Annotated in this window: 12 protein-coding genes; 4 read left to right on the top strand and 8 right to left on the bottom strand. The window is 73.5% G+C overall.

The window, feature by feature from the left end:
- From ACIRYZ_RS35110 to ACIRYZ_RS35075, 8 genes are all read right to left on the bottom strand, one after another.
- The gene (locus ACIRYZ_RS35110; RefSeq protein WP_402952203.1) at positions 1 to 1,227 is read right to left on the bottom strand and encodes a cytochrome P450; all 1,227 of its coding nucleotides are present in this window, start codon (positions 1,225 to 1,227) and stop codon (positions 1 to 3) included.
- Positions 1,224 to 2,531, bottom strand: a complete 1,308-nt coding sequence (locus tag ACIRYZ_RS35105; RefSeq protein WP_402952201.1) for a helix-turn-helix domain-containing protein — start codon at positions 2,529 to 2,531, stop codon at positions 1,224 to 1,226. Before ACIRYZ_RS35105 ends, ACIRYZ_RS35110 begins: the two co-directional genes overlap by 4 nt.
- Before the next feature lie 115 nt (positions 2,532 to 2,646).
- Entirely contained in the window at positions 2,647 to 3,291 is a 645-nt protein-coding gene (locus tag ACIRYZ_RS35100; RefSeq protein ID WP_402952200.1) for a GAF domain-containing protein, read from the bottom strand.
- The gene (locus ACIRYZ_RS35095) at positions 3,288 to 4,151 is read right to left on the bottom strand and encodes a S8 family serine peptidase (RefSeq protein ID WP_402952198.1); all 864 of its coding nucleotides are present in this window, start codon (positions 4,149 to 4,151) and stop codon (positions 3,288 to 3,290) included. Before ACIRYZ_RS35095 ends, ACIRYZ_RS35100 begins: the two co-directional genes overlap by 4 nt.
- Positions 4,148 to 7,186 (bottom strand): AAA family ATPase, encoded by a 3,039-nt coding sequence (locus ACIRYZ_RS35090; RefSeq protein ID WP_402952196.1) that lies wholly within the window; start codon positions 7,184 to 7,186, stop codon positions 4,148 to 4,150. Before ACIRYZ_RS35090 ends, ACIRYZ_RS35095 begins: the two co-directional genes overlap by 4 nt.
- A gap of 90 nt (positions 7,187 to 7,276) precedes the next feature.
- Complete coding sequence (locus tag ACIRYZ_RS35085; RefSeq protein WP_402952194.1) at positions 7,277 to 7,468, bottom strand: aroma-sacti cluster domain-containing protein; 192 nt, start codon at positions 7,466 to 7,468, stop codon at positions 7,277 to 7,279.
- A gap of 14 nt (positions 7,469 to 7,482) precedes the next feature.
- On the bottom strand, positions 7,483 to 7,740 hold the full coding sequence (locus ACIRYZ_RS35080) for a LuxR C-terminal-related transcriptional regulator (protein ID WP_402952193.1): 258 nt from the start codon (positions 7,738 to 7,740) through the stop codon (positions 7,483 to 7,485).
- Positions 7,741 to 7,753: 13 nt separating this feature from the next.
- Positions 7,754 to 8,749 (bottom strand): hypothetical protein, encoded by a 996-nt coding sequence (locus ACIRYZ_RS35075; RefSeq protein WP_402952191.1) that lies wholly within the window; start codon positions 8,747 to 8,749, stop codon positions 7,754 to 7,756.
- Positions 8,750 to 8,949: 200 nt separating this feature from the next.
- Between ACIRYZ_RS35075 and ACIRYZ_RS35070 the strand changes: the two genes are divergently transcribed.
- Genes ACIRYZ_RS35070 through ACIRYZ_RS35055 form a run of 4 tightly spaced genes read left to right on the top strand, consistent with a single transcriptional unit; the run spans position 8,950 to position 13,266 of the window.
- Entirely contained in the window at positions 8,950 to 9,891 is a 942-nt protein-coding gene (locus ACIRYZ_RS35070; RefSeq protein WP_402952189.1) for an ABC transporter ATP-binding protein, read from the top strand.
- 4 nt (positions 9,892 to 9,895) lie between these two features.
- A complete protein-coding gene (locus tag ACIRYZ_RS35065) occupies positions 9,896 to 10,705 on the top strand; it encodes an ABC transporter permease (protein ID WP_402952188.1) in 810 nt (269 codons plus the stop codon).
- Between the two features lie 21 nt (positions 10,706 to 10,726).
- On the top strand, positions 10,727 to 11,941 hold the full coding sequence (locus ACIRYZ_RS35060) for a YcaO-like family protein (RefSeq protein WP_402952186.1): 1,215 nt from the start codon (positions 10,727 to 10,729) through the stop codon (positions 11,939 to 11,941).
- Complete coding sequence (locus tag ACIRYZ_RS35055; RefSeq protein ID WP_402952185.1) at positions 11,941 to 13,266, top strand: TfuA-like protein; 1,326 nt, start codon at positions 11,941 to 11,943, stop codon at positions 13,264 to 13,266. Before ACIRYZ_RS35060 ends, ACIRYZ_RS35055 begins: the two co-directional genes overlap by 1 nt.
- The last annotated feature ends 167 nt before the right edge of the window (positions 13,267 to 13,433 follow it).

The following is a 13,433-nucleotide window of genomic DNA, read 5'->3' as shown; positions in this document are numbered from 1 at the left end:
TCAGTCCCTTCCCAGTGATACCGGTAGATGGCGCACCCCGTGCAGGAACAGCTCCGGCGTCCAGTCCAGCTCGGCCGGGTCGACGGCCAGGGCCAGCCGGGGGAAGCGCTGCACCAGGGCCCCGACGGCGGCCCGGGCCTGGAGCCGGGCCAGGGCCGCGCCGAGGCAGAAGTGGATGCCGTGGCCGAACCCGAGGTGGCGGTTCGGACTGCGGGTGAGGTCGAAGGCGTCCGGCTCGGCGAAGACGGCCGGGTCCCGGTTGGCCGCCAGCAGTACGGGCACCACGGTGTCGCCGCGCGGGACGACCACCCCGCCGATCTCCACGTCGGTGAGCGCGTACACCGGCCGGGTGTGTCCCACCGGGCCGTTGAAGCGGATCACCTCCTCGATCGCGGAGTCCAGCAGCGCGGGCCGCTCGCGCAGCCGGGCCAACTGGTCGGGGTGGCGCAGCAGTTCCAGGACGGCGTTGCCGATCAGGTTGACCGTCGTCTCGTCACCGGCGAGGAGCAGTTGGAACACCGTGGAGACCAGCTCGGCCCGGCTGATCCCGCCGCCGTCCTGCTCCGCGACGAGCCGGGAGAGCAGGTCCGCGCCCGGGCGGCGCCGCCGTTCGTCGATCCGCTCCTCGACGTACGCGATGAACTCGAATCCCGCGCGGCGCACCCGGACCGGGTCCCTGGTCCGGAGCATCTCGTCGCTCCACCGGCGCAGCGCGGCCAGGTCGTCGATCGGGAAGCCGACCAGTTCGGCGACGACCACGACCGGCAGCGGCAGGGCCAGTTCCGCGATGACGTCGACCACGTCCCCGGTGCCCCGGGCGGCGACCCGGGTTGCCGGCAGGAGCCCGTCCACGACCTGTTCGACGCGTCGCTGGACCGCCGCCACCGTGCGGGCGCCGAAGGCGGGGGCGATCAGGCGGCGCAGCCGGGTGTGGTCCGGGGGGTCGAGGTTGAAGACGTTGCGCCGCACCATCGCCAGCGGGTCGAATTCCCACTGCCGGTGGGCTGCGGCCAACTCGGCGGGGAGCCGGGTGAGTTGACGGCCGAGGTCCGGGTCGAGCAGGGTGCGCTGCACGTCCGCGTAGCGGGTCAGGTACCAGGACGCCCGGCCGCTCACCCGGTCCACCCGGCGGTGGACCGGCGCGAGTCGGCGCATCCGGTGCAGGAGCGGGTACGGGTCGGCGCGGTGCTCCGGGGCGTTCGGATCCAGATCGAGGGTCCCGGTCACAGCGACCCGCGAGGGTTCCGGGGGGCCCGCAGCAGCGCCCGCAGCAGGTTCGGCAGGTGCAGGCGCGTCCCCGACTCCTCGTGCGAGGCGCGGACGAGCCCACGGCCCAGCAACTGGCCGACGCCGTCGACGAGGTCGTTCCGCGGGAGGTTCAGGGCCGTGGCGGCCTCGGGTACGGTCGGCGCCCGGTCGCAGCGCGCCAGTTCCAGCAGGATCGCGCGGTGGGCGGCGTCCAGACGGTCGACCTCGCCCCCGAGCAGGCCGCCGATCGTTCCGGGAGCACCGGCGGACCGGGCCGGGACCGGCAGGTCGAGCAGGCTCGGCAGGGGCTCCTCCGCGAGTTGGCGCAGGCCCAGCACCCCGAACCGGCCGGCCGCGGCCTCCAGGGCGACCGGCAGGCCGTCCAGTCGTCGGCAGACCCGGGCCAGCGCGTCCGCGTCGGCGCGGCCGGGCGCGAACCCCGGCCGGACCTCTGAGAGCCGGTCCAGCAACAGCCGCACCGACGGCACGCCGGTCAGCGCGTCCGGTGACCCCGTCGCGTCCCACTCCGCCCCCGGCGCGGCCAGCGGTGGGAGCACCGTCGCCTGGACGCCCGCGACCTGCCAAGGCGTCCGGGAGGTGCTGACCACCCGGATGCCGGGGCAGTACGCCAGCAGTTCCTCCACCCCGGCCGGGGGGCCGGTGTCGGCGACCCCGTCGAGCACCAGCAGCGCCTCGTGGCGGCCGATCAGCCGGCAGACCGCGGAGACGTCCGCCGCCCCCGATTCGACGAGCAGGCGCAGCGACTTCGTCAACGGGCCGAACGCCGTGCCGCCGGCGCCGTGAGGCTGTGGGCCGGTCCCGATCCACAGCACCGGCCAGCCGCGGCGCGAGCCGAGCCGGGCGGCCAGCTCGGCGGCCACCCTCGACTTGCCCACGCCGGGGAGCCCGGAGACGGAGACCATGCGGCGATGGCCCGACTCCAGGGCCTGCGCCATCGCCCGCACCTCGGTGTCGCGCCCGAGCAGGGCGTTGACGGCCCGAGGCGCGGCGAGGACGGGGTCGGTTCCGTCCGGCTCTCCGCAGCGGCCGCCCGAACCCGAGCTGATGAAGAGGTCGCGCGCCAGGCCGTGCAGCCGCAAGGCGTCCGCGAGCAGGCGGACGGTCTGCATCCGCGCGTGGGCACGGCCCGATTCGAGGTCCCGGATCGTCCGGGGGCTGATGGTCGACAGATCGGCGAGCGTCCGCTGGGTGAGTCCGGCTTGGACCCGCTTGTGGCGGAGCAGTTCGGGGAACGGCGCTTCGGTCTCGGTACTGTGCACCATGGGCCAGGACGGTAGACGAGGCCCGTTCCGTGTGCGTCTCCGGTGCGTCGCCGGCCCGTCTGCGCTGCGTCGCCGATCCGTCTGCGCTGCGTCTGCGGTGCGTCTTCGCGGGCCGTCACCCCGAGTTCGGCGCCAGCTGGGCCCGCCGGTCCAGCAGCTCCAGGGAGATGCCCAGCAGCGCGGCGGCCAGCGGGTCGGAGGAGTCCATGACGGCGTGGTCCGACAGCCGGGCCACCAGCTCGCCCAGCCGCGGCGCGGCGTCCACCGTCCGCTCGCCGCGCCGGAGCAGGGCGAGGCTCAGGGCGGCCTGGGTGGCGAGCAGGCCCAGCAGCTCGATGTCGTCGAGCTCGCGGCTGGGGTCGTTCGCCGGCCGGACGTGGCGGTCCAGCACCTCGATCACGCCGATGCACTCCCCGTCCGCGATCAGCGGGGCGGCCAGGATGCTGGTGGGGACGTACCCGGTGGAAGCCGCGGCGTCGTGGGCGAACCGGTCGCTGTCGGCCACGTTGTCGGTGATCAGCGGCTGGCCGCTGGCCGCCACCCAGCCCGCGATGCCGGTGCCGGGCTCGAAGCGCTTGCCGACCAGGCCCTGTTCGCCCTCGCCCGCGACCGCCGCGAAGACCAGCTCACCGGTGTCGGGGCTCACCATGAAGACCGAGGACGCGGCGGCGCCGTAGACGTAACGGGCCACCGACACGACGGACTGCAGCAGTTGACGCTCGGTCGCCCCGCTGACGGGATCGGGTGGCAAGGGCTTCATTCTCTGCCTCCTGGGGCCGATAGGTTTGCGGCGCAGTGGTACAGCACGGTCTTGAGCTGGAACGGCGTGAGCCAGGGGTGCTTGCTCAGCACGAGGGCCGCGATCCCGGCGATGTGCGGCGCGGCGAAGCTGTTGCCGGTGCTGCGGACGGTACCGCCGCCCGGCCGTGCCACCGGGACGCGCACCCCTCGGGCGCGGAACTCCACCGGCGGCGCGGAGTTGTAGTAGAACCGCATGCTGTCCGGCTCGGCGTGGCTGGCGACCGAGATCACCGAGGCGAAGTTCCACGGGAAGCTCTCGATCGGCAGGTTGTGCGCCGCCGCCACGATCGTCGTGCGGCGGAAGTAGGCGCGGTCGCACAGTTCGCTGAGGCGGCCGCGGAACTCCAGCCTGCTCGTCGACAGGCTCATGCTGATCACGTCGAAGCCCTCCTCGATCGCGAAGGCGAGCCCGGCGACCAGTGCGGCGGCGCTGCCGGACCTCCCGTCGCCGAGGACCTTCAGCGAACTGAGCGAGACCCGCGGCGCGATCGCGCGGATGATCCCCGCGCACGCGGTGCCGTGCCCGGCGTCGTCGTTCGGCTCGCACTCCGCCACCCGCGGCGCCCGGCCCTCGGCCGTCACCACCTGCCACGCCCGCTCGACCGACCCGACCAGCGGATGGGTCGCGTCCACGCCGCTGTCCAGCACGCAGACCCGGATGCCCTCACCGCTCGCGCCCGCCCAGGCCCACCGGGAGTCGATCCCGTCGAACAGGCTGGTCGGCAGGGGCTCGCCGAGGTCACCGTCGGACGGCATGCTCCAGGCGGGCATGCCGGAGAAGTGCTGCGGCCGTTCACGCCGCCAGGGCGCGCCGTTCACGTCCAATTCCGCACCGTTTCCAGAGGTTGGGTCGCACCGGCGGCGGTGTAGCTGTCGACGGCCGCCACGGCCATGGCACGGGCCCCGGCCTCGTCGCCGAGCAGCCGGGCCGCGCGGGCCAGGTCGAAGCAGACCTCGCCGCGCAGGCACGGGTCGTCGACGCCGTCGAGCAGGGCCGGGATCTCGGCGAGCAGCGGATCGGCGCGGCCGCGCCCGGCGGCGATCAGCACCGCCGCCGAGAGGCACAGGATCCGCCCCCGGACGTCCATCTCCTCGCGCCGGTCGAGGAGCTCGGCGATCCGCTCGCCGGCCTCGTCCAGGCGGCCCCGCCGGGCGCACTCACGGGCCGCCTGTACCCGCATGCCCAGCGGGACCGACACGTAGCCGGCCGCCTCCAGGGCCTCGGCCGCTTGGCGGAAGTGCCGTTCGGCCCGGGCGTGGTCACCGCGCAGCGAACAGGCCAGCCCGGTCACCTGGTCGACCAGGACGCCTCCCATGGTCAGCCGGAGCTGTTCGACGACGGACCCGGCCTCGGCCAGCGCCGCGCGGGCCCCGGTGTCGTCCCCGGTCAGTGCCAGGCAACGGGCCCGCGCGGCCAGTGCGGGCAGGAGCAGGAACCGGTCGGCGGCGAAGCGCTCCACGAGCTCGGCGCAGCCCGCCAGTTTGCTGGGCACCGGGGTCGGCGACCACTGCCGGACCTCGCACAGGGCGACCAGGAGCCGGTCCTCCTCGTACGCGTCACCGGCGGCCCGGGCGTGCTTTAGCGCGGCGCTCGCCGCCTCCTCGGCGGCCCCGAAGCGGCCGCGTGACAGGTGGAGCAGCATTCGCAGCTGCTCGAACCGGCACCGGGCGAACCGGTCGGCCGTGTCGCCGGGGTCGGCCGTGCCGTCGGTGTGGGCTGTGTCGCCGGGGGCGCCTGTGTCGCCGTCGAGTTCGGCCCGCAGCTCCTCGACGCCCACCTCGGTGACCGTGCCCAGGCGCGCCGCCAGCAGGGAGCGCTGCACCAGGTAGAGCCGTCGCCCGGGGGCGTCGGGACCGTGCCGCAGGCCGTCCGCGACCACCTCCACCGCGCGCCCGGAGTGCCCCGCGAGCATCAGGGCGTCGCTGAGACGGATCGCCGCGACCTGCCGCCACCGGCCGGGCCCCCGCCCCGCCAGCACCAGCGCGCGTTCCAGCAGTTCGATCGCGCTCGGCAGGTCGCGTTGCCGCAGCGCCGCCGTCCCCTCGGCGAGCAGCGCCTCGGCCGCCCGCCGGGCCAGCTGCGGCAGCTCCGAGTCGTCCGGGCGCAGCCCGCCGAGCAGGTGTGCGGCGGCCTCGAAGTGGAAGCCGGGGCTGAAGCCGCGCTCGGCCAGGCGCCGGTGCCACGCGATGCGCTGCTGCTTCTCCAGCCGCCCGTACGCCACTTCGTGGACCGGCTGCTGGATGAAGCGGTAGCCGCCCTCGTCCGCGGTGGCGCGGAAAAGCTGCTGCCGCGCCAGTGCGTCGGCGGTCGCGGCCGGCGCCGTCTCGTCCGGCGTCGTCCCCTCCCGCACCGTTCCCTCCGGCGCCGTCTCGTCCAGCAGGGCGAGTTGCTCCAGGGTGAACGTGGGACCGATCACCGCGGCTGCGCCCAGCAGCCGCCGGGCGGGCGGTGGGAGCCGGTCGATCATCGCGCCCACCATGGCGGTGATGGTCGGCGGCACCTCGTCCACCGTCCGGCCGGTGCCCAGCCACTCCACCATCAGCCGGATGAACCGCGGATTGCCCGCGCTGTACAGGGCGACCCGGTCGGCCAGGCCGAGGTCGTGCAGCTGCACCTCACCGGGGCCGCGGCCCGAGGCCAGCGAGGCCACCAGCCGGGCACTGTCGACCGGGTCCAGCGCGCCGAGGTCGATCACCTGGTCGCCGCCGAGCCGGGGCCCGTCCGGCCCGCCGAACTCCGGCCGGGCCACGCAGAGCGTCAGCAGCGGGACGTCCCGCAGGGCGCCGGTCAGTTCGGCGATGAACTGCAGGAACGAAGGCCCCGCCCACTCCAGGTCGTCCCACACCACGACGAGCGGGCGGGTGGCCGCGGCGGCGGCGAGCAGCTCACGCGCGGCCCAGGACACCTCCTCCACCCCCGGGCCCGGTCCGGCGGTGGCGGGGCGCGCGGGCGAGGCCTCGCGCAGGCCGTCGAACACCCCGGCGATGCGCTGGTCGGTGCGCAGCAACTCCGCGCAGGCGGGCACCTGTCGCTCCAGCCCGTCCAGGACGTCGACGAGGGCCGCGTACGTGCCCTTCGCCCCGTAGGACGGACAGTTGCCGAACACGGCGACCGGCCCGGCCCCGGCCGCGACGAGCCCCTCGACGGTCTCCCTGACCAGGCGCGTCTTGCCGATGCCGGCCGGCCCCAGCACCGACACCACCGCCGGTCTCCGGTCCCCGGCCACCCGGTGGTAGATCCGGCGCAGCCGACGGCGTTCGGTACGGCGGTCCACCATGCGCGGCTCGTCGCCGATCCCGTCGACGGCGGCCTCGCCGGTCACGCACAGCGCGGCGACGGGTTCGGCCTTGCCCTTCAGCGTCAGCGGCGGCACCGGGTCCATCGCGTAGTGCGGGCCCGCCAGTTGGGCGACGGTCTCGTTGACGATGATCTCGCCGGCGACCGCCGAGGACTGCAGGCGCGCGGCGAGGTTGACCACGTCGCCGACGATCCGCAGACCGGCCCGGGCCGAGCGCGTCACCAGGGCCTCACCGGCGGCGATGCCGCAGTGGATCTCCACCGGTACGACGTCGGCGGCCGGTGCGCGCAGCCGGCCGACCCCGGTGCGGATCAGCACGGCCGTGCGCAGCGCCCGCAGCGCGTCGTCCTCCCGCGAGGTGTCCGCCCCGAAGACCGCCATGACGGCGTCGCCGATGAACTTCTCCACCGTTCCGCCGTGTTCCTCCACCGTGGTGCAGCAGATCTCGTAGTACTGCTCAAGGAGCTGCTGCAACGGCTCCGGATCGACGTGCTCGGCGAGCCGGGTCCAGCCGACGAGGTCGAGGAAGAGCACGACCACCAACCTGCGACTCATGCGTGGTCCTCCGGCCGGGCTCGGTCGTGGTGCGGGGTCGGTGACGCGGGTCGATGCGGGTCGTGGACAGGGGATCGTCGTGGACAGGGGTCAGAGCAGTTTCAGGTCGTGGGCCCACACCTCGGCGTCCGGCTCGGCCTCCGCCTGGGCGAGCCGGCGTTGGACCGATGCGACGACGGCCGTCTCCTCCTCGGTCAGACCGGCCAGCACCTCGCGCTGCGCGGCGCTCAACTGGTCGACCGGGAGCCCCGCTTCGCGCAGGCTGGTCAGCGGATCGAACATGACACCCATCCCCTTCACACATCCCTTTCACGAGGGCCGCACGGCGGCGGCCAGATGCCGATCGGCAGCAGTCGGTGGACGTAGCAGTAGGCCACCAGCTCCGCCCGGTTGCGGCAGTTGAACCGCCCGAGCAGGACGCTGATCTCCTCACCCACGGTGTGCCTGCTCAGCCGCAGCTCGCGGGCCACGCGGTCGGTCGTGTGCCCCCGCGCCAGCATGGCCACCAGCAGCAGGTCCCGGGCGGAGACCTCGACACCCCGTATCGCCGTCATCGGTGCGGTCTCCTCACGACGTCCGTAGGAACAACTCGCGGACCATCACGGCGGCCATGAACGAGACGCCGTGCCAACGCGCCCTGCGTTCGAACCAGAGCCAGTCACCGTCCGGATTGGCCTCCAGGAACACCGGCTCCCCGGTGTCGGGGACGAGCAGGTCGAACGCCCCGTAGCGCAGGTTCCACGCGGCGCACAGGGCGCGCACCGCGTCGGCGGCGGCCGGCGGGCACGAGACCCGCCGCACCGTGACGCTGCCGGGGTCCGTCATCAGGCTCGACGGATCCGGCTTGTCGACCTCGAAAGCGCAGATCCCGCCGCCGAGGTGGTACACCCGCAGCTCCCGGGCGCCGCCCAGGTACTCCTGGACGACGACCGGATGACCGACGACCGGACGACCGACGAGCGGATCGTCGGCGACCGGATGACCCCCCGGCACCGGGTCCGGACCGATGACCGACGGCAGCCACCTCGACCAGTTCCGCCGATCCGGCTCGAACAACCGGAAGTCCTGGGTCTTGACGATCACACTCGGCGTGCCCAGCCCGCGCGTGCCCGTCGGGACGTGGTTGGTGACGACCGTGCGGGGAGTCCGCACGCCCAGCCGCCGGGCCTGCGCCAGCTGACCCGGCCCGACGAGGGTGCTGCCGGGCAGGGCGGTGGTCGCCGTTGACGCCACCTGCTGGAGGAACCCGGACCAGGCCGCCGCCTGCAGCGGCGTCACCGAGCCCGCAGGCTCGGCCTGCGCCACGAGCGCGCAGGCCGCCGCGTGACGGACCCAGACGACCGCCGGCCTGACCCGCTGACCGGCGACGTCCAGCAGGCCGGTGTCCACGTCGAGTGCCATGGGCGTCGAGTGGAGGTCGGCCTGCCGGATCAGTATCGTCGGCGTTTCCAGCGGCCCCGTCAATATCTCGCGCACGATCTCCAATTCGCGGCCGCCCGCGCAATTCACCAGCACCACGGCGGCCTTTCCGTCGTGGTTCCCCGCATGTCCTGAACGGCTCACGTCAGGAATGCTAGCCACTCGGCCCGGGCGTGCCGCGGCAGATCGGCGGCAGCTCCAAGGCAGCTTCCGCAGTGGCCGGTTGCGTGTTCTCCGATCGGCGTAGGGTCCACCGGGAACACCTCGGCCGACCCGCCCGAAAGAGATCGACAAGAGATCAAGAAGAGATCGAGCGCGATGTGAGAAATGCGAAGGGAGGGATCGTGGCGAATGCTGTGGTGCACGCCGAAGAACTGACCAAGCGTTACCGGGGGAAAACGACACCGGCCGTCGACGGTATATCGTTCGACATCGCCGAGGGCGAGACCATCGGGCTGCTGGGCCCCAACGGTGCCGGAAAGACGACCCTGATGAAGATGATCTGCGGCGTCACCCCTCCCACCACCGGGAAGATCCGGGTCTTCGGCGCGGACCCGACCCGTGACCCGGTCGCCGCCAAGAGCGGCATCGGCGCGATGCACCAGTCCACCCCGTACGACGAGATGCTCTCGGCGCTGGACAACCTGCAGATCGCCGCCCGCTTCCGGGGCCTGTCCTGGCGTGCCGCCCGGCCCTGGGCGCTGGAGGTGGCCGAGTTCCTCGGTCTGAAGGACGCGCTCTCGCAGCTCGTCTTCCAGCTGTCCGGCGGCCAGCGCCAACGCCTGCAACTCGTACGGGCGTTGCTGACCATCCCGGCGCTCCTGATCCTCGACGAGCCCTCGGCCGGGCTGGACGTGGCCGGCCGGCACCAGATCGAGCGCTTCGTGCGGTGGCTGCGCGAGGAGAACGGCATGACCGTGATCTGGACCAGCCACATCATCGAGGAACTGGAGCGCAACGCCCAGCGCGTCCTGGTCGTCAACCGGGGCAAGGTCGTCCGCTTCGCCCAACCGAGCGAGCTCGTCCGGGAGTTCGGCGCCGCGCACGTGCTGGTGAAGGTGGACGACGCGGTCGGCGCGAAGGTCGTCAAGGAGTGGGCCGACGCGGCCGGGCTCACCGCCGCCGTCGACGACACCGAGGTGCGCATCGAGAACGCGCAGGTCCGGGACGTGCTGCCGCCACTGTCCCGACACTGCCAGGACTCCGGAGTGGCCGTCTCGGGAGTCTCCACCGTCACAGACTCACTGGAGCAGGTGTTCCTGCGCATGACCGGGAGCGAGGGCTGACACCGTGACCGTGCCCGTATTCGAGAACACCGCACCGGTCGCGACGAGGAGGACGGCCGACTTCACCGCGGTGTTCTACCGCGAGTACGCGCTCCTCGCCCGCAACCGGGTGAACCTCGTCCTCGGCCTGACCCCGATGCTCGTCTACCTGCTGCTGGTCAACACCTCGCTCGGCAACGTCGTCGGGGACATCACCTACCGCGGCGACCGGCTCCCGTTCTCGGTCTTCCTCCTGCCCATGGTGCTGGCGATGTCGGTGGTCAGCGCCTCCGGGACGACCGGCATGGCGATGTTCCAGGAGGAGATGAGCGGTGTGTCGACCCAGCTGTGGAGCTGGCCGCTGCGCCGGTCGCGCTTCCTGGCCGGCAAACTGCTCGCCGGGGTCACGCTGGTGCTGGCGCAGAGCCTGCTGGCCCTGGTTGTCGCCGCGATCCTCTTCGACTACCCGTTCGGCGTCGCTCAGTGGACCTGGCTGCTGGTGGCGCTGGTGCTGTCCTCGGTGGCCTTCAACGGGCTCTACCTGGCGGCGGCGATCCTGATCAGCGACTACCGCACCTTCATGGTGCTCACCAGCGTGTCCGTCCCGGTCCTGGTGTTCTCCGCCCCGTCGCTGTCCACCACGCAGCAGCTCCCCGAGGTGCTCCGCTGGATCTCCACGGTGAACCCGGTGACGTACGCGGTCAACGGGATGCGCGACGCCGCGATCTTCGGCCTCGGGAAGGCCTGGCCCGCGCTGGTGGTGCTGGCCGTTGTCGCCCTCGTCGCCAACGCCGTCGCCGGACGGGCGCTGCTGCGCCGTACCCAGAACCTCTGACCCGCAGGGAGTCCCATCACCGTGCAGAACGACGACGCAGCCGCCGCCATCGCGCGGACCGACAACCCGTCCCCGCACTGGGCGGCCTCGCAGCAGGACCGGGCGGTACTCAGGCTGCCGGGGACGAACCGGGCCCGGCCCCCGGAGGCCACGTGGGAGATGGCACGCCGGGCGGCGGAGCAGGTGGGCGTCACCCGGATCGCCGACATCACCCGGCTCGACACCATCGGCATCCCGACCTTCCAGGCCGTCCGGCCGCTGTCCCGCACCCTCGCCGTGTCCCAGGGCAAAGGGGTGACGGCCGAGCTGGCTCGGCTGTCGGCGGTGATGGAGTCCGTCGAGACCTGGCACGTCGAGCAGCCCGTGGAATCCGTCCTGACGGCCGCTCCCCGTGACGTCGGCAGGGCACTGGGCGGGGAACTGGGCTACGACGTCGCGGCGCTGGCGCCCTCGGATCCGAGCGTGCTGCACGACGGCCTGCCCCTGGAGTGGACGGCGGCCAGATCGCTGGTCGACGGTGCGCCCACCCTCGTCCCCGTGGACGTCGTGCGGCTCACCCTGGTGGAGCACGCGGGCTGGAACCCGCCCGCCTTCTTCGAGTCGACCAACGGCCTGGCCAGCGGCAACACCCTGGTGGAGGCCGCGCTCCACGCGCTCTGCGAGGTGATCGAGCGGGACGCGATGACGGCGGCCGTGAAGGCGGGCGGCGAGCTGGGCGTGCGCGTCGATCCGAGGACGTCCGGGTCTGCGGTGGCCGAGGAACTGTGCACGCTGATCGAACGCGCCGGCGTCACCCTGGAGGTCCGCCTGGTGCCGTCGCCCACCGGCCTGCCCTGCTTCCTCTCCTGGGTGGCCTGCCACGACTACCCGGCCGCGATGTTCGGCTTCGGCTGCCACGTCAACCCCTCGATCGCGCTGACCCGCGCCGTCACCGAAGCGGCGCAGGCCCGGCTCGCGTACATCTCCGGAGCCAGGGACGACCTTCAGGACGACTTCGACCAGGTGGACGTCGGCCGGCTGAGCCGCGACCGGGGCCCGGCCGCCGACCTCGGCGACCTGATCGACCGGCCCGTGGAGCGCGGCGGCCTGGTCGACGACCTCCGGTACGTCGTCCAGCGGGCGGCCGAGGCCTTCTCCAACCCGCCCCTCCTGGTCGATCTGACCCGGGAGGAGATCGGGGTCCCCGTCGTCAAGGTCGTGGCGCCCGGAAGCCGCGTCTGTCCGGAGGTGTTGTAGTGAGCGCATCCAGGGTGGTGGTCTACACCGGGCCGACGCTGTCCGCGGCCGAGGTCCACGCGGTGCTCCCGGACGCCGAGGTGCGCCCGCCCGCCGGGCGCGGTGACCTCCTCGCGGACCACTGGAGTCCGGGCGACGTCGCCGTCATCATCGACGGCTACTTCCGCGAACGCCGGTCCGTCGGCCACAAGGAGATCCTCCAGGTGATCACCGAGGGCGCCCACGTCCTCGGCGCGGCGAGCATGGGCGCGCTGCGGGCCGCCGAACTGGCCCCGTGCGGCATGCGGGGCATCGGCACCGTCTACGAGATGTACGCCTCCGGCGAGATCGACGGGGACGACGAGGTGGGCGTCCTGCACGGGCCCGCCGCGGTCGGGTACCCGGCGCAGACCGTGGCGCTGGTGAACCTGCGCCACGGCTGCCGGGAGGGCGCCGAGACGGATCTCGTTCCCGAGGCGGCCGGGCGGCGGATCGTGGCGGCCGCCAAGGCCCTGCCGTTCACCCACCGGGGGTGGAAGGACCTCGAACGGGCCGTGGGGGAGGAGGACCACGACGCGCTGCGGACGCTGGAGGAGATGATCGGCTCGGGCTTCTGGGACCTCAAGCGCAATGACGCGGTGTCGGCACTGCGCGCGATCCGCAGCGGTGGCACCACGGCACCCGGCCCGGCCGCCACGGAGGTGCCCGTCACCGGGATCAGCCGCACCCAGGCCCTGGCCCGCCGGACCCGGCGCGAGCACGCCCCCGGCCGGTGGATGTCCGACCTCGACGTCCTGGACGCGGTCCGGCTGTTCGAGGACGACTACCCGGGGCTGCACGAGGAGGTCCTCAGCGCTCTGCTCGACGACCTCGCCCGCGCCGAGGGCGCGACCACCGAGGCCTACGCGCGGGCCCGGCTGGGACTCGACGACCACGCGCCGCTGCCACCGGCGCTCACCCGCTGGTTCACGGCAGCGGAAGTGGACGGGCTCACCGCCGCGAACCGGAACCGGCTCCTCATGGTGCGGGTCTGGCCGGTATGGCAGTCGGTCGACTGGCGGCCGGCGGCCCTGGCCCGGCTGCGCGCGGACGAACGCTGGGACGAGTGGTGCGACCTGGTCGCCCGCGCGGACGCGGCCGCCGAGGAGGCCCGTCACCGCCTCATCGTCCCGCCGCCGGCGATGTGCGCCAGGCTCTTCCTGCGCCACTGGCGTCGGCCCGGCACCTCATCGGAGGTCGAAACGGCCCGTCGGGGCTTCTCCGGCCCGGACGAACTCGGCCACGCGGTCCGGCGGTTCTTCGCGTACGACGTCCGCCGCGCCCGGGAGGAGGCCGCCACGCGCTGAACGGGCGCGACCCCGGAAGGCAGGCCCGGTGCGCATCCTGACAACGCCCGGCGCGGGCAGCACAACCCCGAGAGGGCCCGGGCCACGCGGATCGCGCGGGCCCGGGCCCTGTCGGGTCACCCCGGTGGTCCCTGTCCGACCCCCGGGGTGAGGGGGGAGTGGTCAGG

It is taken from the genome of Kitasatospora sp. NPDC101155, from assembly GCF_044768305.1.
Classification (GTDB): Bacteria; Actinomycetota; Actinomycetes; order Streptomycetales; family Streptomycetaceae; genus Kitasatospora.
This window is presented reverse-complemented; position numbering and strand designations above follow the sequence as displayed.

What these genes read in the sequence shown, in the direction of transcription:
- ACIRYZ_RS35100 (WP_402952200.1), bottom strand. Translation starts at nt 3,291, where the DNA reads ATGAAGCCCTTGCCACCCGATCCCGTCAGCGGGGCGACCGAGCGTCAA.
- ACIRYZ_RS35080 (WP_402952193.1), bottom strand. Translation starts at nt 7,740, where the DNA reads ATGACGGCGATACGGGGTGTCGAGGTCTCCGCCCGGGACCTGCTGCTG.
- ACIRYZ_RS35090 (WP_402952196.1), bottom strand. Translation starts at nt 7,186, where the DNA reads ATGAGTCGCAGGTTGGTGGTCGTGCTCTTCCTCGACCTCGTCGGCTGG.
- ACIRYZ_RS35085 (WP_402952194.1), bottom strand. Translation starts at nt 7,468, where the DNA reads ATGTTCGATCCGCTGACCAGCCTGCGCGAAGCGGGGCTCCCGGTCGAC.
- ACIRYZ_RS35105 (WP_402952201.1), bottom strand. Translation starts at nt 2,531, where the DNA reads ATGGTGCACAGTACCGAGACCGAAGCGCCGTTCCCCGAACTGCTCCGC.